This is a genomic window from Dapis hubbardiae BLCC-M172 (genome assembly GCF_050016015.1).
GTDB lineage: Bacteria > Cyanobacteriota > Cyanobacteriia > Cyanobacteriales > Microcoleaceae > Trichodesmium.
Genome location: NZ_JBNHEQ010000158.1, coordinates 15,696 through 39,792 on the forward strand (window position 1 = coordinate 15,696; position 24,097 = coordinate 39,792).

The 24,097-nt window shown below is 35.3% G+C and carries 16 protein-coding genes and 1 tRNA gene; 10 read left to right on the plus strand and 7 right to left on the minus strand.

Annotated elements, in window-relative coordinates:
- Positions 1-109 precede the first annotated feature (109 nt).
- Together ACP6PK_RS13740 and psbD are read right to left on the minus strand one after the other, a co-directional pair.
- Complete coding sequence (locus ACP6PK_RS13740) at positions 110-391, minus strand: 4a-hydroxytetrahydrobiopterin dehydratase (protein WP_094672656.1); 282 nt, start codon at positions 389-391, stop codon at positions 110-112.
- A 733-nt stretch (positions 392-1,124) separates the two neighbouring features.
- Positions 1,125-2,183, minus strand: a complete 1,059-nt coding sequence (psbD, locus tag ACP6PK_RS13745) for a photosystem II D2 protein (photosystem q(a) protein) (protein WP_094672655.1) — start codon at positions 2,181-2,183, stop codon at positions 1,125-1,127.
- Positions 2,184-2,643: 460 nt separating this feature from the next.
- Here psbD and ACP6PK_RS13750 point away from each other — a divergent pair, with 460 nt between their 5' ends.
- The 6 genes from ACP6PK_RS13750 (at position 2,644) to ACP6PK_RS13775 (ending at position 8,228) form a co-directional block, all read left to right on the plus strand.
- Positions 2,644-2,922, plus strand: a complete 279-nt coding sequence (locus tag ACP6PK_RS13750; protein ID WP_094672566.1) for a UPF0367 protein family — start codon at positions 2,644-2,646, stop codon at positions 2,920-2,922.
- On the plus strand, positions 2,906-3,601 hold the full coding sequence (locus ACP6PK_RS13755) for an energy-coupling factor ABC transporter ATP-binding protein (protein ID WP_426560085.1): 696 nt from the start codon (positions 2,906-2,908) through the stop codon (positions 3,599-3,601). Before ACP6PK_RS13750 ends, ACP6PK_RS13755 begins: the two co-directional genes overlap by 17 nt.
- An 889-nt stretch (positions 3,602-4,490) precedes the next feature.
- Positions 4,491-5,477: an SDR family NAD(P)-dependent oxidoreductase gene (locus ACP6PK_RS13760; RefSeq protein WP_426560086.1), complete on the plus strand. Its 987-nt coding sequence runs from the start codon at positions 4,491-4,493 to the stop codon at positions 5,475-5,477.
- Between the two features lie 687 nt (positions 5,478-6,164).
- The gene (locus tag ACP6PK_RS13765; protein ID WP_426560087.1) at positions 6,165-6,710 is read left to right on the plus strand and encodes an NYN domain-containing protein; all 546 of its coding nucleotides are present in this window, start codon (positions 6,165-6,167) and stop codon (positions 6,708-6,710) included.
- Positions 6,711-6,867: 157 nt separating this feature from the next.
- Positions 6,868-6,939 (plus strand) — tRNA-Asn (locus ACP6PK_RS13770).
- Between the two features lie 92 nt (positions 6,940-7,031).
- Positions 7,032-8,228, plus strand: coding sequence for an aminotransferase class V-fold PLP-dependent enzyme (locus tag ACP6PK_RS13775; protein ID WP_426560088.1), 1,197 nt, complete (start codon positions 7,032-7,034; stop codon positions 8,226-8,228).
- A 1,859-nt stretch (positions 8,229-10,087) separates the two neighbouring features.
- Here ACP6PK_RS13775 and ACP6PK_RS13780 read toward each other — a convergent pair.
- Together ACP6PK_RS13780 and hemW are read right to left on the minus strand one after the other, a co-directional pair.
- Positions 10,088-10,345: a DUF1830 domain-containing protein gene (locus tag ACP6PK_RS13780; protein ID WP_094670896.1), complete on the minus strand. Its 258-nt coding sequence runs from the start codon at positions 10,343-10,345 to the stop codon at positions 10,088-10,090.
- Positions 10,346-10,543: 198 nt separating this feature from the next.
- On the minus strand, positions 10,544-11,809 hold the full coding sequence (gene hemW, locus ACP6PK_RS13785; protein WP_426560089.1) for a radical SAM family heme chaperone HemW: 1,266 nt from the start codon (positions 11,807-11,809) through the stop codon (positions 10,544-10,546).
- Between the two features lie 1,093 nt (positions 11,810-12,902).
- Between hemW and ACP6PK_RS13790 the strand changes: the two genes are divergently transcribed.
- Positions 12,903-13,982, plus strand: a complete 1,080-nt coding sequence (locus ACP6PK_RS13790) for a PIN/TRAM domain-containing protein (protein ID WP_426560090.1) — start codon at positions 12,903-12,905, stop codon at positions 13,980-13,982.
- Between the two features lie 956 nt (positions 13,983-14,938).
- Here ACP6PK_RS13790 and ACP6PK_RS13795 read toward each other — a convergent pair.
- Entirely contained in the window at positions 14,939-15,379 is a 441-nt protein-coding gene (locus ACP6PK_RS13795) for a peroxiredoxin (RefSeq protein ID WP_426560091.1), read from the minus strand.
- 866 nt (positions 15,380-16,245) lie between these two features.
- Here ACP6PK_RS13795 and ACP6PK_RS13800 point away from each other — a divergent pair.
- The 3 genes from ACP6PK_RS13800 to ACP6PK_RS13810 all read left to right on the plus strand — a co-directional run bounded on the left by ACP6PK_RS13800 (position 16,246) and on the right by ACP6PK_RS13810 (position 19,519).
- The gene (locus tag ACP6PK_RS13800) at positions 16,246-16,653 is read left to right on the plus strand and encodes an Npun_F0494 family protein (RefSeq protein ID WP_426560092.1); all 408 of its coding nucleotides are present in this window, start codon (positions 16,246-16,248) and stop codon (positions 16,651-16,653) included.
- Between the two features lie 886 nt (positions 16,654-17,539).
- Positions 17,540-19,009: a cobyric acid synthase CobQ gene (gene cobQ, locus ACP6PK_RS13805; RefSeq protein ID WP_426560093.1), complete on the plus strand. Its 1,470-nt coding sequence runs from the start codon at positions 17,540-17,542 to the stop codon at positions 19,007-19,009.
- Positions 19,010-19,285: 276 nt separating this feature from the next.
- Positions 19,286-19,519 carry a 2Fe-2S iron-sulfur cluster-binding protein gene (locus tag ACP6PK_RS13810; protein WP_094673790.1) on the plus strand — a complete coding sequence of 78 codons (234 nt, stop codon included), beginning with the start codon at positions 19,286-19,288 and terminating at the stop codon, positions 19,517-19,519.
- A gap of 36 nt (positions 19,520-19,555) precedes the next feature.
- Here ACP6PK_RS13810 and ACP6PK_RS13815 read toward each other — a convergent pair whose 3' ends face one another.
- Entirely contained in the window at positions 19,556-20,014 is a 459-nt protein-coding gene (locus ACP6PK_RS13815; RefSeq protein ID WP_426560094.1) for an SRPBCC family protein, read from the minus strand.
- A gap of 2,281 nt (positions 20,015-22,295) precedes the next feature.
- On the minus strand, positions 22,296-23,765 hold the full coding sequence (zds, locus tag ACP6PK_RS13820; protein ID WP_426560095.1) for a 9,9'-di-cis-zeta-carotene desaturase: 1,470 nt from the start codon (positions 23,763-23,765) through the stop codon (positions 22,296-22,298).
- Between the last annotated feature and the right edge of the window lie 332 nt (positions 23,766-24,097).

The window sequence follows — 24,097 nt, forward strand, 5'->3', positions numbered from 1 at the left end:
AATAGTTTTGTATCTTATGCATCTTGCCTGTTCCTGATATTTTTAGTCGTAGATAATACCTATCCCAGTGATATTCATCCCTTGATTCAGCAATGGCATTAAAGTTAAACTAACTTAAGCTAGATATGATTTGAGCCATGTTAAAGTCTTTTTCTGTTAACCCACCAGCATCATGGGTTGTTAATATAACTGTCACTTTATTGTAAGATATTTCTAAGTCTGGATGATGCTGTGATGATTCAGCCGGATCTACTAATTTATTGACAAAACCTATCGCTTCAATAAAATCTTTAAATTTTTTTACACACTTAAGCTTATTTCCTTCTAATTCCCAGTCTGATAATTGACTAGCACGTTGATTAATTTCTTCTACACTTAGTAATTCACTCATTGCACTTATTCCTCAAATTACTCAAAAAAACTATCCGCTCTTATCTTAAAATAGCGTCTTGGTAAATACCTAAGCACTAATTTCAGATAAGAGCGGTCTAGGGGGTCACTTTGATTGGAACCTGACTGCCGGGAGGAACCCTAGGTCAGCCTGGTTAAGGTTAATCCTCATAGATCCCAGGGTGGGAACAAAGGCTAACTGCTAGAGAGCAGCCCCAGCACACAGCCGGCATTTTCCAATCAGGTGACCCATGCGTATACTACTATCTTGCATAGGCATCACCTCCTTTTATCCCTGAGCGGTTATTTATTTGCTTAATCTTACGCTTCCTATAGTAGCACAAAAATTTGAGAAAGCAATTATCTGGTTAATTTTTTTTTCAGGGAATAGCAAAAAATAAATTATCAATTGAAAAAAAGCAATAGTGGTACTTAAACATTTTATGGACGGAAAAATGCATCAAAGTCTCTCTAGACAAGGGAATTACGTCGATGCCCTAAAAATGGCTAAAACCCGTGCTTATTCATGATTTATGCCTTTTTGACGTCAAAGCTTTTGCCAGTATATATTTGAGCATTTTTTCTAGCTCTATTTTGTTTAAGTCCCGATAACTCATTTAGGAATGGGCAATAGGGGGTAATTTTCACAAAAAAAATAGCTTCTACATACTAATTGCTGTAGAAGCTATTGCAGGATTAGTCTGAGACTAATCCTTTTGATAAATTAAGCCATATTACAGAGCATTACCACGAGGTAATACTTCCTCTGGGAATATAAAGTTTTGATGTGGCTGATCTGCAGGAGCCATCCAAGCACGGATACCCTCGTTCAGCAAAATGTTTTTGGTATAAAATGTTTCAAATTCTGGATCTTCTGCTGCTCGTAATTCTTGGGATACAAAGTCATAAGCTCGTAAGTTAAATCCTAAACCTACTACACCTATAGCACTCATCCACAAGCCTGTTACTGGTACAAATAACATGAAGAAGTGCAACCAACGTTTGTTGGAAAATGCAATACCAAAGATTTGGGACCAGAAACGATTAGCTGTCACCATTGAATATGTTTCTTCGGATTGAGTAGGTTCAAATGCACGGAATGTATTAGCCTGCTCACTATCTTGGAACAATGTATTTTCAACTGTTGCCCCGTGAATTGCACACAATAATGCTCCACCTAAGATTCCAGCTACACCCATCATGTGGAATGGGTTTAGTGTCCAGTTATGGAATCCTTGGAAAAATAGGATGAATCGGAAGATACCAGCTACACCAAAGCTAGGTGCAAAGAACCAGCTTGATTGACCCAATGGGTACATTAAGAACACACTTACAAATACTGCGATAGGTCCTGTGAAGGCAATAGCATTGTAAGGACGTATTCCTACCAAACGGGCAATTTCAATCTGACGTAGGCAGAAGCCAATCAGAGCAAATGCACCGTGTAGAGCAGTAAATGACCAAAGGCCACCAATTTGACACCAACGTGCAAAGTCCCACTGAGCTTCTGGACCCCAGAGGAATAATAGAGAATGTCCCATACTATTTGCAGGGCTGCTAACTGCAACAGTTAAGAAGTTACAGCCTTCTAAGTAAGAACTAGCTAATCCGTGGGTATACCAGGAAGTAACAAAGGTAGTTCCAGTTAACCAAGCTCCAATAGCTAGAAAAGCACATGGAAACAAAAGGATACCAGACCAGCCTACGAATACAAAGCGATCGCGTTTGAGCCAATCATCGAGGACATCAAATGGTCCTCGTTGAGATTGTGGGCGTCCCACTGCTACAGTCATTACAGAATTCTCCAAATAATTATGATAACTACGGCCAATCTAATGTTTTTTCTCAATGACTATATAATAATATAGTTTTCTACTTGAGCAGAATTATGAGAGATTTTATAAACATTGTTTAGTTTTATTACCGTGATTTTCATTATAGAGGTAATTCTCGATCGGGGCAACCAGAAAAATGAGTTTTTCAAGACATTATTTTCTTAGATTTTAGATTTTCAACTGCCCATGTCAATTCGCCATACAACCTCGTCAATCAAGAGCAAGTTGAAAATGTTGTAAAATTCACATAGAATTCAAGAAATACCTAGGATAGGGCATATCGTGGTAAAAATGTATGTTGAGAGGTAAACAGCTTTTGAAGCAAGAAGCCCTATCCGCAAGGTTAGAAATTTCTCGTTATACTGCTTGGAGTTAAAACTGGAGAAAGTTACCCTTCAAGCTCACTAATAATTTAAAGATGTTTACTATTGACATAATTGTTAAATACACCCCTGTGCCATTTTCAGTACAACGTAAGTCCGCTGAGGATGCTGAGGCTGTTTATCAACAAGTTCTTGAGTCTATTCGCTCTGGAAACCCTCAAGTTTTAGAACTTACTTGTGAGAAAATGCCTGAGAAAAAGATTGCTGTAGTCATCAGTGAAGTTTCTGGTGTTCAAATTTCCCAGAAATCTGGTGCTGCTGCTACTGGAAGACCACCTGGTTTTGTCGCTCTACCCAATGAAGCCAAAGGATAAAACTATTAAAGTTACTGATCCAGCAATTTTAGTAGAGGATATTTGTTTTAATTGGCCTAACGGCAGCCAAGTATTACGCTCTTGTTCTCTACAAGTACCCAAGGGAGAGTTTTGGATGCTCTTGGGTACTAATGGCAGTGGTAAATCAACTTTGTTAAGATTATTGGCCAAACTTTTGTCTCCTCAGTCTGGAACAATTCATTTTGAAGGGCAAATAGGTTTTGTTTTCCAAAATCCTGACCATCAACTTGTGATGCCTACAGTAGGAGCAGATGTGGCTTTTGGCTTAGTTGAAGAGAAACTGTCTCAACTTCAAATTCGTAATCGGGTAGAAGATGCCTTGAGTGCGGTAAATTTATTAGAATTACAACGCCGACCTATATATGCTTTGAGTGGGGGCCAAAAACAAAGAATTGCTATTGCTGGAGCTATTGCCCGTAATTGTGACATCTTACTTTTGGATGAACCTACAGCTTTACTTGACCCAGATAGTCAATTAGATTTGGTGAGTCAGGTTCAAAGTTTGGTCAAAAAGCGAGGTATTACTGCTCTGTGGGTTACTCATCGCTTAAATGAGTTGGATTATTCTGATGGAGCATTTCTCTTAGATAAAGGCCAAGTAGTAGATCAAGGTAGTCCTGAACTTTTGAAGCAACGTTTAATTAGAGATTCATCTTAAGCGATCGCCTCTGGACTAAGCCTTTAAGTTTAAACTTTAGGATGTTAGGAATATTAGGTGTTGATGATTCTAGGTAAGTAGTTCAACAATCTAATAATTAATAATTAATAACTGGACAGTAAAAAGTTTTTGTATTCATAAAACAGTTGGTTTCATGTGACAAAATGATCCAGATTCGACTGTCTCGTAAATGGCGAGCGAGCATTGAAGAATTTTGTCAAAAGTAGCCCTGACATACTTTTGGCTAAAATATACTTCCTCTGTTCGGCAAGTGTCAGTAAAACTATCTGTTCACTCGGATAACCATTGGAGGGTAAAGTACGAAACTAACGAGGAAAATCCTTTCATAAAGTGATAGGCATTTCTAGACTAAGTAGTTAATAATTACCTCTTCTTATATATAAGAGGATAGAGCAAAAGGATTTTTTTCCTTAAAAGGAGAGGCTTTATACCTTTATTTTTCGGTAAAACAAATTAATTGTATATTTTGATGGTTAGGCGAATAGATAGGAAAAATTATTTTTAGCACCACTATTGCTGTATACAAGTATATTTTTAGGTAATCCTGTATATGTGTATATGTATAGTCATTTCAGTTTAGATTGAGAGGAGAATTAATTACTGTGAAAGAGTTTCAGCCGAAAAAGTATTTCATCCTTATTTTGAAATGACTATAGTAATTTATTGTGGACGCAGGCAACTGCTTCAGAAGGCAACAAACAACAGAAAATATATCTAATTCCTAGTTTTAGAGGAATAGTATTTTCTAGCCCACTTAATTAAAAAAAAATCACTACTTATACACCATTACAATTTTTTATTCCCTACTTCCTACTTACAAATGTTAAATTAATTTTTAACAGGTTACTTACTATTCAGATAGATTGAGATGACGAAAAATCTTTTGGGTAAAGTTGCCTTAGTCACCGGAGCAACTAGAGGTATTGGTAAAGGTATTGCTATTGGTTTAGGGGAAGCAGGAGCAACTATTTATATTACAGGACGGTCACTTAATACTAATACGATTTCTAGTGACAATGTTTCTGGAACACTTTTAGAAACCAAACAAGAAGTTGAAAAAGTAGGTGGTATCTGTATTCCTGTTCAAATAGACCATAGTGATGATGAGCAGGTAAAGTTACTATTTGAACGTATTGAAACCGAACAAAATGGGCAACTTGACTTATTAGTAAATAACGTTTTTTCTGGAGTAGGAGCGATCGCTAATGCCTATGGTCAACCATTTTGGAAAAACACTCCGAGTCTTTGGGATGCTATTAATAATGTTGGTCTGCGTAGCCATTATATAGCAAGTGTTTTTGCTGCTCGTTTAATGAGTCAGCGTCAACAAGGACTTATTTGTACTATTTCCTCTTGGGGAGGACTGTCTTATATTTTTGGGGCTGCTTATGGAGTGGGAAAAGCGGCCTGTGACCGTTTGGCAGCAGACATGGCAGTAGAATTAAAACCCGACAATATCACATCAGTTTCCATTTGGCCAGGAATTGTCGGCACGGAACATATGTTGGAATTTGCTGAAGGTTTCAATAATCAGGATGATATTCAATCTCAAGATGTTACTTTCAGGGATAATTACAATTGGGAAACACCTTTGTTGACTGGAAGGGTCATTGCTTCTTTATTAGAGCAAAAAAATACTATAAGTTTAACAGGAAAAGTACAAATTGTAGCTGAATTAGCTCAACAGTATAGAATAGTTGATGAACATGGTAAACGTCCAGTTTCATTACGTTCTCTTCGTTTTATAGTACCTAATGCTATCCCTGGCTTGAGAAAATATGCTTGGCTCATTCCTGACTTTAAAATTCCTTGGTTGATCTTACAATGGGGAATGCTTCAATCTCCTAAAATTTAATCAATCTGTTCGACTCTGATTAAAATAATTAAGTAGTTAAGCAAAATTAATTTGACTATACTTAGCTATACTTACTTAAACAGGAATTACGCAGAGGTGCTAGATATAGAGTCAAAAAACTATAACGTTATAGTTTTGAAAACTAGATATGGTCTTTGCGTAATATCATTTCCGCTAGCATCAGTATTGTATAGCAAAGTTAGGGAACACTTAACTGGGAACAGGGAACAGGTAGCAAGGCTTAATATCAAGAAAAAAACTTAAATTTCCTGTAGATATTTAGGCTTGGGTTTACACAAAGGATATAAACGGACATGATATAAGTCCTATTAAAGTCTACAAGTAGATTTTTTCCCTTATTGAATAATTAATAATTATTAATTTTAATTAAATAATTAAGCTTTATTAGCCTGTCCTTTCAAGGAAAAAAAGTGGTTGTTTAGCGTTCCGCACAACGCTAAACGCCATATCCAATCGACCAGACCAAGAGGAAAGTGCTAGCATATTTCCTTATATTCAATCTAATGGTTTTAACTAGAGGTAATTATCAATTATCAATTATCCATTATCCATTATCCATTATCCATTAATGAATTTGGCATGGGTACTTATAACTATAAAATTTAGATCGGAGTTATGTTAACTTAGTATTTGTTAACATTCTCTGAATAATTATCACCTTGAGTCATGTCACGTCCTTTAAGACAAACTATTCTGCTTGTAGACGGCTATAATGTCATTGGTTTATGGCCTCGTATCCGAGAAATTCGTAATCTTCACGGCTTAGAAACAGCCAGAAGAGATTTGATTGAGGCTCTGGTAAACTACAGTGCTAGTCAGGACTTAAATACTCAGATAGTATTTGATTCCCAATACCAATATACTCCTACTACAAAAGAAATTATTACTGATAAATTATCAGTTTATTATACAGAGTTTGGTCAGACAGCAGATACATATATCGAGAAGGCTTGTGCTAATCTTCGCCAGGAGATACATTTGTCTAAAAGTAGGTTAATCGTAGCTACTTCAGATAGAGATGAAAAGCTTACTGTGGTTGGTTATGGTGCGGAGTGGATGTCTTCACAACAACTTGCCCATGATGTTGAAAGTGTAGCAAGTCGTGTCCGGAGTAAATGTCAACGAGGCAAAAGAACATCAAGGCGTTTTCTAGCTAGTTACTTAGATCCAGAATCTCAAAAGCGCCTAGCTGAACTGAGAATGGGAAAATAAATAGTTAATTATCACATAATTTTCTGAAAGTCAAATTTAATTAATTAAATTATCTTATAATAAAGATAAGAAAAAAAGATATAAAAAGGGGTTGCAAAATATCTTGAATCACTACTATAATAAGTAATCGTAGCTCAGGAAACGAGCAAACATTCATTCCTCGGTAGCTCAGCGGTAGAGCGGTCGGCTGTTAACCGATTGGTCGCAAGTTCGAATCTTGCCCGGGGAGTTTAAAAATTTTAGGTTCTGGAAGCGGAGATATTTAGTGGTTCTATTTTTCTACTAAAATCTTAGCCTCAGAATTATAGAATTAATAAATTTATGTTTCAGTACGAACATAGTAATAAGTGGTCTTTATATTGGTCTCTTGACCCAAATGTGACTTTTCTCAATCATGGGTCTTTTGGAGCTTGTCCATTGCCAGTGTTGACAGCTCAGACCCAACTGCGGGAAAAGTTGGAAAGAGAACCAGTACATTTTTTTATTCGGGAGTTTGAAACTCTACTGGATGAAGCTAGAGAGAAGTTAGCAGAATTTGTTGGTGCCAAATCAGAGGAATTAGCCTTTGTGCCAAATGCAACCACCGGGGTAAATGCAGTGTTGCGCTCCCTCAACTTTTCCTCCACCGATGAGTTACTAACCACAGACCAAGAATATAACGCTTGTCGCAATGCGCTGAATTTTGTTAGCGATCGCGTAGGTGCAAAAGTGATAGTGGCATCCCTACCTTTTCCTGTAGAGTCTCCTCAACAAATAGTCGAAGCAGTTATCAAACATATTTCACCAAGAACAAGACTTGCATTACTTGACCATGTTAGTAGTTCAACAGCATTTGTATTTCCTATTAAACAACTGGTAAAAGAATTAACTAAACGAGGGGTCGATACATTAGTAGATGGCGCTCATGCAGTAGGGATGCTCCCACTTAATTTAGAGGAAATAGGGGCAGCTTATTATACAGGAAATTGTCATAAATGGTTATGTGCGCCGAAGGGTGCTGGTTTTTTGTATGTGCGTCAAGATAAACAAGAGAATATTCATCCTTTAACTATTAGTCATGGTGCAAATTCTACCCGAACAGATAAGTCACGATTTCACTTAAAATTTGATTGGGTAGGTACGGACGATCCAACTGCTTATTTATGTGTACCAGAAGCAATTAAGTTTATGGGTTCATTGTTGCCTGGGGGTTGGTTAGAGTTAATGGAAAAAAATAAGTCTATGGTATTGGTAGCTAGACATTTACTACAGGAAAAGTTGGGAATAAAAATTGATTGTTGTCCGGATGAAATGATTGGTTCAATGGCAGTTGTGAAATTGCCTGATGAGGGGGTGGATGAGTTTTATGGTGGGTTGATTTCACCTTTACAAAACGATTTGTGGGAGAAGTTTAGAATTGAGGTGCCGATAATTCCTTGGTCTAATAAAAGGAAGCGACTTTTACGAATTTCGGCTCAGATTTATAATAGTTTTTCCCAATATGAATATTTAGCTGAAGCATTGGTAAAGTTATTATAAGACTAGAGATTTTTTGAGAAAATCTCTACTTTGTAGTCAGAGTAGAAATAGAGTTTTAGGAGTCAGGATAAACAGGGAATTTAGAGGAGGTAGTGGGAGGAATTATCCCTTGATTTTTCTGTAATTTTGAGCAAAAAATGCTAAGTTTTTGAACCGTTTTGACTGAAAAGTTCGTACTTTTTACAGACATAAAAAGGCTCAAATCTTTATCTTTAAAGGCTTTAATATTTAATCAGGAAGCCCGAAATAAATTTTATAACTAATAAGTTATCAACTTCTTTGACAAGAAGACTATTGATGAAAAAATAATTTTTAATTTGTCTTGAAATAGCAGTCAGCCTTCAACGGTCAGGCAACAGCTCTCAAGGGGTATGATGGGGAATTAAAACCCCCATAAACGCAAACCACGGGCTTTTTAAAACTCTTGTGGGAGCCTGAAAAACGCCGATTTTATCTAATAGCTGAATAGTGATAGCTTGTTAATAAATCAGCTACCTTTAGTCATCTTTAGATGACTTTTGCTGTAATATCATGTCCGCTTGAATAGTTATAAATAAGGAGGGAGGAGTCAGGAGGGAAGAGAGGACAAAGTAAAGTATAAAAAGGAGAAAGTTTTTTTTATCACTAATTATCCGGACATGATATAAGCTAATAAATAAATTTATTGGGAGAGAAAGAAGCTAAAAAACTTCATAAATTCAGACAAACATAAATCACCGATGGATTATAATCTATAAGCTTTTAGAGACTGTTTATAAAATAAGTATTTAAGAAAAAAGTTTCACAACTCAATCAACTAGCTTGAATAAGATAAGGGATTAAAATAACTCTAGATATGGAGGAGGTATGACTATTCATAGTCAATCAGATAAGAGTGAATTTCTTGATAACAAATAATTGTTTTTTTGCCTATTCCCTGTTCCCTGTTCCCTGTTGCCTGTTCCCTATCTTCTTTTTTTATATTTCCTGATACATTCAACCTCTTAGAGTAATATCAAGTCTTATGAATTAGTCATAAAAATATTCTTTTCTTTCAAGAGAGTATATTTTACTGCGGAATGCTGGGTAAACAAATTTTCCCTACTCCCCACTCACTCCATGTTCCTAAAAGTTTTTATTCTGGGTATTTAAAGAGAAATTATTTCCTCAACACTTCAATAAGATCCCGCCGTTAAGGATAGAGTTTAAATAAGTAAGCTTCAATAATGTTTTTAATGATTCTAGGTGCTAAGTGAAGATATATTATTTCTAGAAACCCTACTCACTACTCTCAAGAATATGTAGGCAGAATTGGCGAGATTTGGTATAAGAGTAAGCTATCGGACAAACCTACTTTTATACCCGAATTTGGTATAAGTAAATTATACAGTGAATATATTTTTATCAAAGTTTCTCTTTATAGAAGCCCTAACCGTATCTCCAAGAAATAGGTTGGAGGGAGAATTAATTGATAAAAAATGGGTAATAATTGATTTGATGATGGGATGAGTGGCAGATATCTAATACACCCCATCTCCCCATCTCCCCACACTCCCCTACTCCCCCGCTCCCCTACTCCCCTACTCTCAATTTTAGGATTACTATATAGATTTGATAATTTTATTCAGTATACTTATAAACTTTATAAGTTAACTATACTTGACCTATAAAAATAGTTAGTGATGAGTCAAAAAAAAAATCAATCACTAACTAAGCTGTTAGGCATTTAAACCATTTATGTGTTGTATGCCTAGTTAACAAGAAAACCCTCATTAATTTTTACTTCTGACTTTTGACTTACTAATACGCATTTTAAATGCGTATTAGCTTATTCCAATGTAACTTAGTCAAAGTAACTTTTAGCAATTTCCAACTATTGCTTACTCATCAACTTTCAAATCTTGACACAAAAAACGTTCACATCTAATTTCACCATTTTCTTGAGCTTGATGAATTTCTAATTCTGCTTCAGGAACTCCTTCAAATAAGAAACGTTCTCCCGGAAAAACTGCACGTTCCCAATATTGATTTTCAACATTACTAATTCTAGCAATTTGCATCTTGTGAGTAGTATTCACATAGAAACAGAGAAATTTTTGTTCCTGTTTTTTTGGTAGTCTATCTAGTGCTATAGTCACAATCTTTAAATCCCCTCTAAATTTTTGCTGCCGATTAGCAACCCGACTGAATATTGATATCTTTGAGCGCCAATAAAATTATTATAAACGGATAGGGATCGCTTAAGTATATTTTTAATTACTTTTGTTGAAGAAAATTAATTTAACTTAAGTTGTCCACTCTAAACCTAGTATTTTCCCAGTAAAAATACTCAGAATTTAGCAGTCGATACTGATAGAATTACTAAGTTTGCTAAATAACGTTGATAAAACAGTATTGGAGAACAAAAAACCTTCAGGATCTGTCAATCTCAAATATCCCTCTATCGGAAGTTCTTGGTTATTAGAGAAAGGGGTTGCTACACCTTTTGGATTAAGAAATTCGACCCACCCTAATTTTTGATAGGGTTGTAAATAGATTAATAATTTTTCTACAGTTTCTTGACCAAACTGCTGAGATAATGTTAATAAATTCACCCCTTTTGCCAAGCGGAATCTTAACATCAGTGTTTCTAACAAACAATCCTGATTCGATGTATCAATACCCTGATTTTCTAAACTATGACCTTGAAACGATAACACCCATTGATAATATTCTTTCCGCGTGCGCGGTCTGGTAAATCTTTGCCCTTCTAAATAGCTTGCTGCACCCATACCAAAACCATAATAAGGGCGATTTTCCCAGTAAACTCGATTATGGCTACACTGATAACCCGGCTTGGCATAATTAGATATCTCATAATGTTCATATCCTGAAATTGAGATCAACTGCTGTGCCATTCGATACATTTGGGCCGCCGTTTCATCTGTAGGCAAAGGAGCATGACCTGGTTGATAATAACGTCCAAAAGCTGTAACTGGTTCTACTACAAGGTCATAACTGGAGATATGAGTTGGGGAAATAGCTATTCCAGTTTCTAAAGAAGTTTGCCATTGTTCTAAGGTTTGGTGTGGCAGTCCTGAAATTAAATCGATACTAAAATTAACAATTCCCGCTTGATGCAATGTGTCTACTGCTTTGTAAATATCTAAGACATTGTGCGATCGCCCAGAAAGCTGCAATAAATCATCTTGAAATGCTTGTACTCCCAGACTGACTCGATTTACTCCTAGGGATTTGTATCCTTCTATCTGTTCCAAGTCAAAAGTTCCGGGGTCCATTTCTATAGAAATTTCAGCATTGGCCATAATTCCAAATTTTTGTTCTAGGGTATCTAGAATCCGACTTAATTGACCCACTGATAACAGGGAAGGAGTACCACCGCCAAAGAAAATAGTTTCTAAGGGTTGACAAAAAGACTTTGTAATGTTTATTTCCTCACAAATTACCTCCACATATTCTTGAATCGGAGAAAAATTATCACCTTTTTTACCATCACCCACTACAGAGATCGGAAAATCACAGTAATAGCATCGCCGTCGGCAAAAAGGGATATGGACATAAGCCGAACTAGGAATGCAGTATTTTCCGATTGGCCTTTTCACTATTAAACAAAGTTACAAACTATTATTATTTATAAAACTATCTTAAACAATTATGAATTTAATGAGGAGTAGTAGTACGGTAAATCAGAAAAATAATCTTTCTTGAGGGGGTAGAAATATTACTTAAGTAGAAAGTAAAAAAAAGCACTTACAAATTTAATTTTTTCATTTACCTCGACTAGACATACTCTAGTATTAAGACATCTATGCTCTTGTGCTGATAATCCAGTTAGAAATTATATGTTTGATTAAAGTGAAAACTATAAATAGGGTTTGCGCTCAAAAGTCTTATGGGTGAGAGTAGGAGTCAGGAGTCAGTAGTCAGAAGGAATGGGTATGGGAGCTAGCAGGCAGCCGGAATGATTATCCCTTGATTTTCTGCCTCGCGTTACTCCAAAATCCTAACTTTTTGATTTTTCGGGAACCGTGCATGAAGCAGCTCAAAACCAGGTACTTTTTCAAGACTTAAAAAGGCTAAAACCTTTATCTGTAAATGCTTTTAGATTTAATCAGCAAACCATAAATAAAAAAATGCTACAAATAAGTTTTAGGTAATGGATGCTAGGTAATTTTTAATATTATTAATTTTAGGTAAATCTAGCTTTTAGTAAGCAACTAATTCGAGTTAGTTATTTGTAATCTTATTTAATTGATTTATTTGGTATAAGTATTTTACAGTCATCCTAAATAAAATCAGTAATGCACGAGAAATTTCTATGACAAATCAAGTAAAAATAATCACATTGTTTTGTTCATAAAATAGATTTTGTACTTTAGTAGTAACTGTAAAGGGGAAGCGACATTATTAATTGTTACCAAGTCTCAATGAGGTTAAAACCTAATAAAAAGAGAACCGTAAAGAATGGCACATCAACTGTAAAGATATAATAGAGACAACATTGAGCAGCCCAAAAATTATGGTTCTCAATCATTATTGGTGAGTACCTTCTGGGGAAATATCTATATCTTCCAGGACTTACGCAGAGGTACTATATATAGAGTTAAAAAACTATAACGTTATAGTTTTGAACGCTATATAGATGGTCTTTGCGTAAGTCCTATCTTCTATAAAACAAAAAAACAAACTCAAAAAATGCTTGACGCAATAATTATCATTTCATTTGTACTTGCTGGAGCAGGAATAGGTTTCTATAGCATAGAACTACTTCCACCCAATGTACTACTACAAGTTACTAACATCGAAGGCTTACGTTCAGTATTATCTGCCTTCACATCTTTGATTGGCTTTGTAGTCGGATTAGTATTTCAAACTACATATCGGCGAGTAGAAATAAAAGTTAGACAGATGCCTGTTGACTTATTATTAACACGGGCGATAGGATTAGTTATAGGACTATTAGTGGCAAACTTAATGTTAGCGCCACTGTTTTTACTACCTATTCCCCAGGAGTTTAGTTTTATTAAACCTCTTGTAGCAGTTTTAGGCAGTGTAATGTTAGGTTTTACAGGAGTTAACGTTGCTGATACTCATGGGCGTGGTTTTTTACGGCTAATTAATCCTAACAGTCTAGATGCAGTATTGGTAGCAGAAGGAACTCTTAAACCTGCTGCTACTAAGATTTTGGATACTAGCTGTATTATTGATGGCAGAATAGAAAATTTATTGGAAACAGGTTTTCTGGAGGGTCAAATTCTTGTACCGCACTTCGTTTTACAAGAACTACAGCTTATTGCTGATGCTTCTAACGATCAAAAAAGAGTGAGAGGTAGACGAGGTTTAGACATCTTAAATAGACTTAAAGAGGTTTACCCTTCTCAAATTCAAATCCATTTTGGAGACTATGAAGAAATTTCTACAGTAGATGCTAAGTTGGTTCGTTTTGCCCTAGAAATTAATGGTACTCTGTTAACTAATGATTACAATTTGTCTAAAGTCGCCAATTTACAAAAAGTTCCTGTACTAAATATTAATGATTTGACTCAGGCAATGCGCCCTACTTATTTACCTGGTGATACTATTGAAATTAAAATTCGTAAGGAAGGTAAGGAACCTTCTCAAGGTATTGGTTATTTAGATGATGGTACGATGGTTGTTGTAGAGTCTGGTAGTGGATATGTTGGTGATGAGGTACGAGTTATTGTTACCAGTTCTTTACAAACTTCTGCAGGTAGAATGATTTTTGCTCGTACTCAAGAGTCGGCGATCGCCTAATCAAGTTAAAAGTCAAAAGTCAAAAGTCAAAAATTTGATCAAAGAGATAAGACTATTAGTTAACGTAAGGCTAAAGTTAATTTGCTCGAAAAACTACCTCAACTCTTCACTATTTCCTGAGAGTTGGGGTTAATTAAATTAAAACTAAAAATAATTAGGACTTAGGCAAAGACACTGTAGTAATTCTAAATAGGTTGTCGGTAATTCAAAAGTAAATAAAAAAGTTGAAACTTCTACCTGTTACCTGTTTTCTGTTCCCTAAAAAGCAATAAAATTTTTGCCACGAATAAAATAGGATTGCTATATAATATGCAACATACCAATCTATAAAATTGTTAACGCAAAGTTCGACTTTTTACTTTTCTTTGCTTCAGAATGCTAGGTAAATATGTTATGAAGTGTTTCATATCGGTGACAGGCGAAAACACTAAAACTGTTTGAGGGATAAAACTCGGTTCTTTATTCACCATCGCTTCAAAGTTTTTGGCATTATCAAATTTTTATTCCCTATTCACTCTTCACCTATTCCCTAAAATCTTAAAAGTTTGTATGATAATTTATGATTGAAAAATCTTCGATTTTCCATCCGGTTTGAGACTCAAATCCAATAAATTAGGTATTATATAATACAAGCATTTAGCATTTAGCAGTCAGCATTCAGCTATTTATTTTAGTTTGAGAAAAAAAGGAAAAAGTATTTTTTATCGTGACTTTTTCTTTCTTTAGCTAATATAACTAAAAGGTTTATTTATTTTCCGGAGATGTCTAATAAAAAAATAGAGGTTTTCAAAGTAAACCCCTACTAAGTAACCAAGCTTAAAATGAAAAAATCTCTTGAATACTAAACAATTAGCAAAACATTATTATAAATTACGCAAAGACAATGTATATAGTGTTCAAAACTATAACGTTATAGTTTTTTGACCCTATATATAGTATCTATGCGTAAATCCTGATTATTTTGCGCCGATAACTGCTAAAATATCCTTAGCATGGCTATCAGTTTTCACCTTATCATCAACATGAGAAATATTTCCTTCGGCATCAATAATATAAGTAACACGCTTAGAATATCCACCACCCTCAACATCATAAGCTTTAGTGATAGTACCATCAACATCTGCCAAAAGTTGGAATGGTAAACCATATTTCTCAGTGAAAGCTTGGTGGGAAGCTTCATCATCCATACTTACACCAAGAACAACCATATCTTTGCCTTGATATTCAGCGTAGTTGTCCCGGAAACTTTGAGCTTCCTTAGTGCAACCAGGAGTATCATCTTTAGGGTAAAAATACATAACTACTGTTTTACCAGCAAAATCAGATAAGGAAACAGTTTTGCCATTAGTATCTTTTACAGTGAATTCAGGTGCTTTAGTGCCAACAGATAATGCCATAGATTTGTTTTTTCTCCTTAAAACTTAGACAAAAGTTACACAGTGCTATCGGGACGTTTTATGGAGCGTACCTAATGCTTCAAAATTTTATGATGACAATTGTCTAATAAGTTCTAGCTCTTTACAGATTTACTTTCAGAGCATTGCCTCATATTCTTTTTATTATTTTAAGAGATTGTGCGATCCTTGAAAACTTTTTACTTTTAAATATTTGCCAAATTATTTTCTGGACTGGATGATTAGAAAAAATAAAGTTTTAACTCATGTTGCTTACTGTAATGTAATCTCTTCTTGTGTTTTAGATAACATCAAAAATATCGTTTATATGATATAGGTTCAAAATAGTTGATTAATTAGGGCAGGCTGATTAAATATCAAAGCATTGACAGATAAAGGTTTTAGCCTTTTTATGTCTGAAATACCTTAGTTTTCAGCTCTTTATGCACGGTTCCCGAAAAATCAAAAAGTTAGGATTTTGGGCGCATAGTTAAACAAAAAAATTACTCCTCTAAACTCCCCTACTCCCCTACTCCTCTACTCCTCTACTCCTTAAAAAAGACTTTTTCAGCAAGTCCTAATTAGATCGGGACTTACGCAGAGGTACTATATAACAATTCTAAATAGGTTGCGGGTAATCAAAAAGATGAAACTTCCACCTATTCCCTATTCCCTATTCCCTATTCCCTAAAAGCGGTAAGATACTTATACACAAATAAAATAGGATTGCTTCATAGATATAGATTCAAAAAACTATAACGTTATAGTTTTGAACACTATACCCATAGTCTTTGCGTAAGTCCTATAGATATTAAACTATAATCTTTGTTAACTTGAAAATATAAACTTTATTGATATATAAAATTAAGATGGCCTCCGTAGAATCTCCAAACTTAATTTCACTCCAATACCCCACTCATACTGAAAAAAGAGCCGAAAGAGCGCTGTATTGTAGTCCATTTAATCTAAAGTTATTTGTAACAATGAGTTCTCAAAGTGTGGGATTAAAATCAATATCTTCTGATGCAGGCTTGAGAAATGATTACACAGTTTCCCTTTTATCAGAATTAGCTGCTGAAGATTATCTTTTATGGCTAATCCAAGTAGGCGTACTCAGGCGAGAAGTTGATGGACAAGGAATAACAGATAGTTTTCGTCTCACTCCCCTAGGTCATCAGTTAGTTAAAAAATATACTGGAAATGGAAATTGGCCTCAACCTACTATCAGCGATCGCCTTAATAATTTCATCAACCGTTGGTTTAGACTTCCTGTTTAGAAATGGAGGTTGTTGTAGAGATGGCAAAAGTGAAAGTCTCAAGTAAATTTAGATGCTAATTGTCCAGTCAACATCATCGGAAAATTAAGGATAATAATGGGTTGAAACATAGATATCTACATAAAAGAGGAGTTAGGAGAAAACAATAGATGATTTATGCACAATAATTAATTTAATTTTTTATTGTTAGAGATGTGTATTAGTGAAGTCTAAGTTAGTCTTTTTAGCACCTCCCACAAAATTAAACCTAATCAGTTATCAGTTATTAGTTATCAATACTTCTGCAACAAGGAGGCTTGACATCAGGAATATTCTCTTTTTTTATCCCCTTATATCATGTCCGCTGGTATGGTCGCGTCCTGTAAAAGTTGGGGAAATATTTACACCTTATGTAAGGTTTTTCCTTTTCTTCTTCCTTCTCTCCTAGATAACTAAAGCCTTCTTCCTTATTCCTTACCGAAATAATTAATAATTAAGCAATTAAATAATTAGATAATTCACGCCTTGAAGCCTCCCCTTTCAAGGGGAAAAAAATAAATCTTTTCCTTATTCGTCAATCCTCTCCCTAAAAGGGAGAGGTAATTATCAATTATCAATTATCAATTATCAATTATCAATTATCAATTATCCATTATCAATTATCCATTATCAATTATCCATTGGCTGTTTGCGCAGCATGACAAACGGAAACTCAGAGGCTTGAAATAATGAAATTTATTCTTTATCATCCCCTTAAAAGGGGAGGCACATACCCTCTTTTTTTGATAATAAGAATTTATCCGATTACTTACTAGGGTTTAAGAGACAAAAACTATAAAGTTAATCCCCGTGACTTGAGTCCAGGGAGTATACCTATATAATTCATTCTTCCTGATAAAAAAAAGCTATGCAAGCAATTATGGTAGTGGGAACCACTTCCCATGCTGGGAAATCTCTAATCACTACAGCCATCTGTAGAATTTTATCACGTCGCGGTTGGAGAGTAGCTCCCTTTAAAGGACAAAATATGGCTTTGAACTCCTATGTCACATCTACTGGAGGAGAAATGGGTCATGCTCAAGCAGTACAAGCTTGGGCCGCAGGTGTGACTCCTGCAATAGAAATGAATCCAATTTTATTAAAGCCTCAAGGAGATATGACTTCCCAAGTTATTATTAAGGGAAGAGCATTAGGTACAGTAGGAGCTATAGATTATTATCAGCAATATTTTGATATTGGTTGGGAGGCTATCCAAGAATCTTTAGAAATTTTATCTCAAGAGTTTGACATTATAGTTTGTGAAGGAGCAGGTAGTCCTGCAGAAATAAATCTGAAGCACCGAGATTTAACTAATATGCGAGTGGCTAAGTATTTGAACGCCTCTACAATTTTAGTAGTTGATATTGACCGAGGGGGTGCTTTTGCTCATGTTATTGGTACATTAGAACTACTAGAACCAGAAGAAAAAGATTTAATTAAAGGAATAATAATTAATAAATTTAGAGGACAGAGGTCTCTCTTAGATTCAGGTATTCAGTGGTTAGAAGAAAGAACTAATATTCCTGTTGTTGGAGTGATTCCTTGGATTAATGAAGCTTTTCCGGCTGAAGATTCTTTGAGTATTTTAGAACAACGTTCTAATAAATCTACAACTGACATTACAATTGTCATTATTAGATTACCAAGAATTTCTAACTTTACGGATTTTGAGCCTTTAGATGCAGAATCTAGTGTTAAACTTAAATATCTTAATCCTGATGATAATTTGGGTTATCCTGATGCCATAATTATCCCTGGTTCTAAAACTACTATTAGCGATTTATTAGTATTACAAAAAACTGGTATGGCAAAAGCCATCAAAAATTATCAAGAATCTGGTGGTACAGTAATGGGAATTTGTGGTGGTTTTCAGATGCTTGGTGAACTTTTAATTGATTCTCAAGGTTTAGAAGGAAAAAAAGGAGAATATAAAGGACTAGAATTACTACCACTAAGAACTGTAATTACTCCTAAAAAAATTGCTCGGCAGCGACAAGTTATTGCTAATTACCCTTTAGGAAATTTACCAGTAGTAGGTTATGAAATTCATCAAGGTAGAACTAGAGTGATAAAACCAGACATAGTTAAACCTTTATTTGATGATTATGATTTAGGTTTTGTTAATAGCTATAAGTCTGTCTGGGGTAACTATTTACATGGAATATTTGATAATGGTCCTTGGCGTCGTTCTTGGTTAAATCTCTTGCGTAAAAAACGGGGACTAGACGGTTTACCTACTGGTATTGCTAATTATAGAGAACAACGAGAAGTGATTTTGGATTCAATTACAGATCAAGTCAATAATCACCTAGATTTAAAACCAATATTTAAGAATTAGGGAGTAGGGAGTAGGGAGTAGGGAGTAGGGAGTAGGGAGTAGGGGAAAATAATTGATGTTGATTTTTGATTATTGGAAATATGTATTTTTAGTAAGTAAGGAGTAGGGAGTAGAGGCTAATAATTGATGTTTATAGTGGGATAATTAATTTGATTTTTGATTATTGGAAATGTCTATTATAAATGAGCAATTATCTCTACTCAAAAAGCTGATAGCTGAATTATGAAAGCTATATCAAAATTATCAAGTAGGTCATCAAACCAAATTAAACCAAAGATGAAAATAATTTTTTTGCCAGATAAAATTACTGTTGATGCAGAGGCAGGAGAACCGCTGCTAGAAGTAGCTGAACGTGCTGGAGTAACAATTCCCACAGGTTGCTTAATGGGTTCTTGTCATGCTTGCGAAGTAGAATTAGATAATGGTCAAACTATTTGTGCTTGTATAACAGCAGTTCCTCCTGGAGAAAAACAAATGACTATCAACCTTTCTGTAGACATGGACTGGTAATTTCCCAGCAAAAATTATGTTTTTGGAAATTGATACTTAATTTCCTTCTTTTTCCTTCTGTTCTATGGCAATAACATAATCACGAAATCTTTCCAAATCTGCCATTAAAGTAGATTCTACTATCCTCCCTAAAAATAAATTATCCATAATTTTTATTAGCCACCCAGGAACTCCATAAGCTACAGTTAGCTTAACAATACTACTACCATGACGGTCATAAAAACGGATGGCACCTCGGTTGGGTAAGCCATCCACAGACTCCCACTGAATAATTTGATTGGTAACTATTTTCTCAATTCGAGAAAGCCAGCTAAACTCAAAATTACCACTAGCTAATTTCCACTTGGATAAGTCTGGATTATCTTTAAGCACTTCAACAGATTCAATCCACTTCATCCATTGTGGCATTTGTTCTAAGTCAGACCACAGACTCCACACTAAATCAATTGGGGCAGCTACCTCTATCTGTACACTATGTTCTAGCCAATCAGTCATTTCAGTTATTAGTTATTAGTTATTAGTTATCAGTTATTAGTATCTCTGCAATAAGGACGCTGGAAATACTGAAGTTCATTTTTTTATTTTTTACAATATAGGGTATTTTAGGTGAGTAGATCGCCAGTCAGTACCTTAATAGCCCATCCTAACTGCTAATTTTTTCTGGAGAGAGGTTGACTGAAAAGCTTTTGGAATAAGGTTTTAATCTTACTTGTCATCCCGTGAGTATATACGCAATAGAAGGAAAATTTCACCACCCATCACCTCTGCTGGGGTGCTTCAGAAAATGAATCTATTATTGCTCCATACCCAATAGAAGCAAAATTTCACCACCCATCACCTCTGCTGGGGTGCTTCAGAAAATGAATCTATTATTGCTCCATACCCAATAGAAGCAAAATTTCACCACCCATCACCTCTGCTGGGGTGCTTCAGAAAATGAATCTATTATTGCTCCATACCCAATAGAAGCAAAATTTCACCACCCATCACCTCTGCTGGGGTGCTTCAGAAAATGAATCTATTATTGCTCTATACGCAATAGAAGGAAAATTTCACCACCCATCACCTCTGGCGGGGTGCTTCAGAAAATGTTTGAACTATTGCTCCATACAATAGAAGCAAAATTTTACCACCCATCACCTCTGCTTGGGTGCTTCAGAAAATGTTTAAACTATTGCTCCATACCCAATAGAAGTAAAATTTCACCACCCATCACCTCTGCTGGGGTGCTTCAGAAAATGTTTGAACTATTGCTCCATACGCAATAGAAGTAAAATTTCACTACTCATCACCTCTGCTGGGATGCTTAAGAAAATGATTAAATTAGGGTTTACTGAAAAAAGCACAGTGTAGGAAGGGTGGGGAGTGTAGGAAGTGTGGGGAGACAGAGAAATGAGGAATAATAATTGTACCTGTATCTTTCTGTACTTGTTCACTCAAAGTCCTAACTTTTTAGTCACTCATTCTACCCGTAGTTTGCTGTTGACATTAAATTATCAAGAAAGTAGAAGTAAGAATTATCCTTTGATTTTTCTGCCCTTGTAAAAAAAATCATAACTAAAAACCTAAAAATAGGAAGTGAGAGTTAGCCATTGATTAAAATCAATAGTCATCGTTTCGCGCTAGCGTTGCGGAGCAAACGACACAGGTTTTAACCCGTCATTATTCTTAATAAAAAAAAGCTGATTTTTGGCTAATCTAAAACTAAGGAGGTGATGCAAATTGTATGGATGTCAGCAAAATTTAATTAAAGAATCTCCAGATGTAATAGCAATTCTTGAATATATCTGCTCTGAAGCCAATAAATTGACAAATTGTGGGATTTATTATTGCCGTAAAATGCTGTTCCAAACGGGAGTTTTTCTGACTAAAGCGGCGAGAAATCAAGCAGAATAAGACTTTTTCAACAAACCCTATTTAAGCCCCTACTTCCAAATTGTGCGCAAGGTTAACTTGTCACTGGATGTTTTTTACCCATAGTTTATTCCCATTGGTAATAGTTGCACATTAATCCGAGTTATCAGGACTACAAATAGTTACCTTTTGTAGATTTCCTTGAGCTAAAATTATATCCATGTGAGCAACTTCAAGACAAATAAAAAATAGAAAAACTGCGATGCAGGTTAACACGATAAATTAGGCTTTCCGAAGAAACATTTTATCCCCTTGTTATTTCTTGAGTAATTTGACTGAGTATAAAAAACATATTTCCCTACTGCCTTTATAAAAGTTTGCAGATACATCCTAGAGAGCAGACTTTCCTCCATTACCAAAAAATTAAGGTATAAACCCTCTCCATTCATAGAGAAAAAAGAAAAAAATTCCTTGAGCAAATCCTCTTATTTATCAGAAGAGGTAATAATTAATAATTAATTATGCCTCTCCTAGACTGGTTATAGCCTCTTTCTTAGTAATTGAAATAGCTCTAAACCCTTAAATAGCAGATAATTAAACCAAATAAAAATCCATCTTGATTATAATTGCTTTTTTCTATTCACATAACTATTGCTATACAAAGATTATGAACTTCCTAAGTGTAGTAATTAGGGCTTGCTGATTAAATATAAAACTATTGACAAATAAAGATTCTAGCATTTGTAGGTCTTAACAAAGTACCTGGTTTTTAGCTCTTAATGCTCAAAAAGTTAGCATTTCTGGTGCATAGTTGGGCAGAAAAATTCTCCCCTACTCCCCTACTCCCCCGCTCCCCTACTCCTTCAAAAAGACTTTTTCAGCAAACCCCAATTAATTTATCTATAGCTACCCTAGAAAAACCTTAATTATTAACTGTTGAACTACTCCCTAAAATATTTTCAACATTCGCCAAAATTACCTTAGCAGCTTGCTTCCCAGAAATAGTTGCCCCCTCCATACTATCAATATAATCCTGTTGAGTATAGCTACCTGCCAGAAAAAAGTTAGGCACCGGAGTCTGTTGGTTCGGACGATACGGGTCCATACCAGGAACTTCCCGATATAAAGACTGAGCCAACTTCACCACACTATACCAAGTCATATTTAATTCCCGTGATGAAGGAAATAATTCATGGACTTGTTCTAACACATGGTGAGCGATCGCCTCATTACTCTCCTTAATAAAAGGATCGCCAGGAGTCAATACCAACTGTAATAAAGAACCCTCCCCTTGGCGATAATAATCTCCCGGACTTGTCAATGCCAAATCCGCAAAACAAGAAAAGTCAGCATCTGGAGTATAAAGTAAATTATCAAGACCAGCAGCACGCTCTAATTGTTCACGTTGGTTTTTATCATGTAGCTCTGTCACCCAACCATCAAATCTCAACTGTACTGTTGCTACAGGAACCGCATCTAACTTATAAATATTGTCAAACTCCGGCCATTTCCGCCAAGCTTCCGGTAAAATGCGCTGAATACCCGGTACATCGCAGGCAAAAACATAAGCATCAGCAGTAATAGTTTCTGTCGTATCCCCATTAGCTACAACTATTCCACTAACACGAGTTTCTCCATCATTCTCAGAAAACTGTATTTCCCTAACTTGTCGTCTAGTAAAAATCTTAGTGCCCCGTTCCTCCAAATAATCAACAATAGGTTTGTGCAGATACTCATAAGGAGAACCTTCCAACATTCGCAACACAGATGCTTCTGTCTTAGCAGCAAATAATTGGAATATTGTCAACATACATCGAGCAGAAATATTATCCGCATCAATAAACCCCAGAGCATAAGCAATAGGATTCCACATTCTCTTAATACTTCCATCAGAGCCACCTTGCCCACGAAACCAGTCTCCAAAACTTACCCTATCCAAATCTCGAATAGTTTTCATTGCCCCATCAAAATCTACCAAACCTCTAACTATCGGACTGGTACCCAAGGCAATTGCATTTTGTAACTTATCTTGCACAGAGAGCTGAGATGTGGTAAAGAAAGCTTTTAATCCATTAAAAGGCGCTCCAGTCAGGAAGCGAAAATCTAAAGAACCTGTTTTACCCCCTTTATTAATAAAATTGTGAGTATGTTCCTTGAGACGGAGATTTTTAAAGGCTCCCACTTTTTTCATTAAATCAAAAAGTTGGTAGTAACAGCCAAAGAAAACGTGCAAACCCATTTCCACATGGTTTCCATCTCCATCGACCCAACTCCCTACTTTCCCTCCAACAAAAGGGCGAGATTCAAATATTTCCACTTGATGCCCAGCATCAGCCAATTCTACAGCAGTGGCCATTCCTGCTAATCCTGCACCTGCGATCGCAACTCGCATTCTTTACTTCCTTACTCAGTTTTTTTACAAATATTAATAATTCTACCAAGAAGAAAGTCTTTTGAGGTTTGAGAAAGTGATTTCCTCTAAAGAAATGTAGAAAAATTTTTTGCAGATGTATCAGTTATGACTTAAGTATTTTCAGTTATAAACACTACATATCTATAACGTTATAGTTTTTAAATGCTATATATAGTGTTTTTTTATCAGTCAAGGGTTATTTTTTTCGCTCTTCCCTATTCCTTTGTATCATTTACAAGACTTAGAGATTTTTCAATTATAAACACTACATATCTATAACGTTATAGTTTTTAAATGCTATATATAGTGTT

What these genes read in the sequence shown, in the direction of transcription:
- ACP6PK_RS13800 (WP_426560092.1), top strand. Translation starts at nt 16,246, where the DNA reads ATGGCCTCCGTAGAATCTCCAAACTTAATTTCACTCCAATACCCCACT.
- ACP6PK_RS13775 (WP_426560088.1), top strand. Translation starts at nt 7,032, where the DNA reads ATGTTTCAGTACGAACATAGTAATAAGTGGTCTTTATATTGGTCTCTT.
- ACP6PK_RS13765 (WP_426560087.1), top strand. Translation starts at nt 6,165, where the DNA reads ATGTCACGTCCTTTAAGACAAACTATTCTGCTTGTAGACGGCTATAAT.
- ACP6PK_RS13795 (WP_426560091.1), bottom strand. Translation starts at nt 15,379, where the DNA reads ATGGCATTATCTGTTGGCACTAAAGCACCTGAATTCACTGTAAAAGAT.
- ACP6PK_RS13755 (WP_426560085.1), top strand. Translation starts at nt 2,906, where the DNA reads ATGAAGCCAAAGGATAAAACTATTAAAGTTACTGATCCAGCAATTTTA.
- ACP6PK_RS13760 (WP_426560086.1), top strand. Translation starts at nt 4,491, where the DNA reads ATGACGAAAAATCTTTTGGGTAAAGTTGCCTTAGTCACCGGAGCAACT.
- ACP6PK_RS13790 (WP_426560090.1), top strand. Translation starts at nt 12,903, where the DNA reads ATGCTTGACGCAATAATTATCATTTCATTTGTACTTGCTGGAGCAGGA.
- cobQ (WP_426560093.1), top strand. Translation starts at nt 17,540, where the DNA reads ATGCAAGCAATTATGGTAGTGGGAACCACTTCCCATGCTGGGAAATCT.
- psbD (WP_094672655.1), bottom strand. Translation starts at nt 2,183, where the DNA reads ATGACTGTAGCAGTGGGACGCCCACAATCTCAACGAGGACCATTTGAT.
- ACP6PK_RS13810 (WP_094673790.1), top strand. Translation starts at nt 19,286, where the DNA reads ATGAAAATAATTTTTTTGCCAGATAAAATTACTGTTGATGCAGAGGCA.
- ACP6PK_RS13815 (WP_426560094.1), bottom strand. Translation starts at nt 20,014, where the DNA reads ATGACTGATTGGCTAGAACATAGTGTACAGATAGAGGTAGCTGCCCCA.
- zds (WP_426560095.1), bottom strand. Translation starts at nt 23,765, where the DNA reads ATGCGAGTTGCGATCGCAGGTGCAGGATTAGCAGGAATGGCCACTGCT.
- ACP6PK_RS13740 (WP_094672656.1), bottom strand. Translation starts at nt 391, where the DNA reads ATGAGTGAATTACTAAGTGTAGAAGAAATTAATCAACGTGCTAGTCAA.
- ACP6PK_RS13750 (WP_094672566.1), top strand. Translation starts at nt 2,644, where the DNA reads ATGTTTACTATTGACATAATTGTTAAATACACCCCTGTGCCATTTTCA.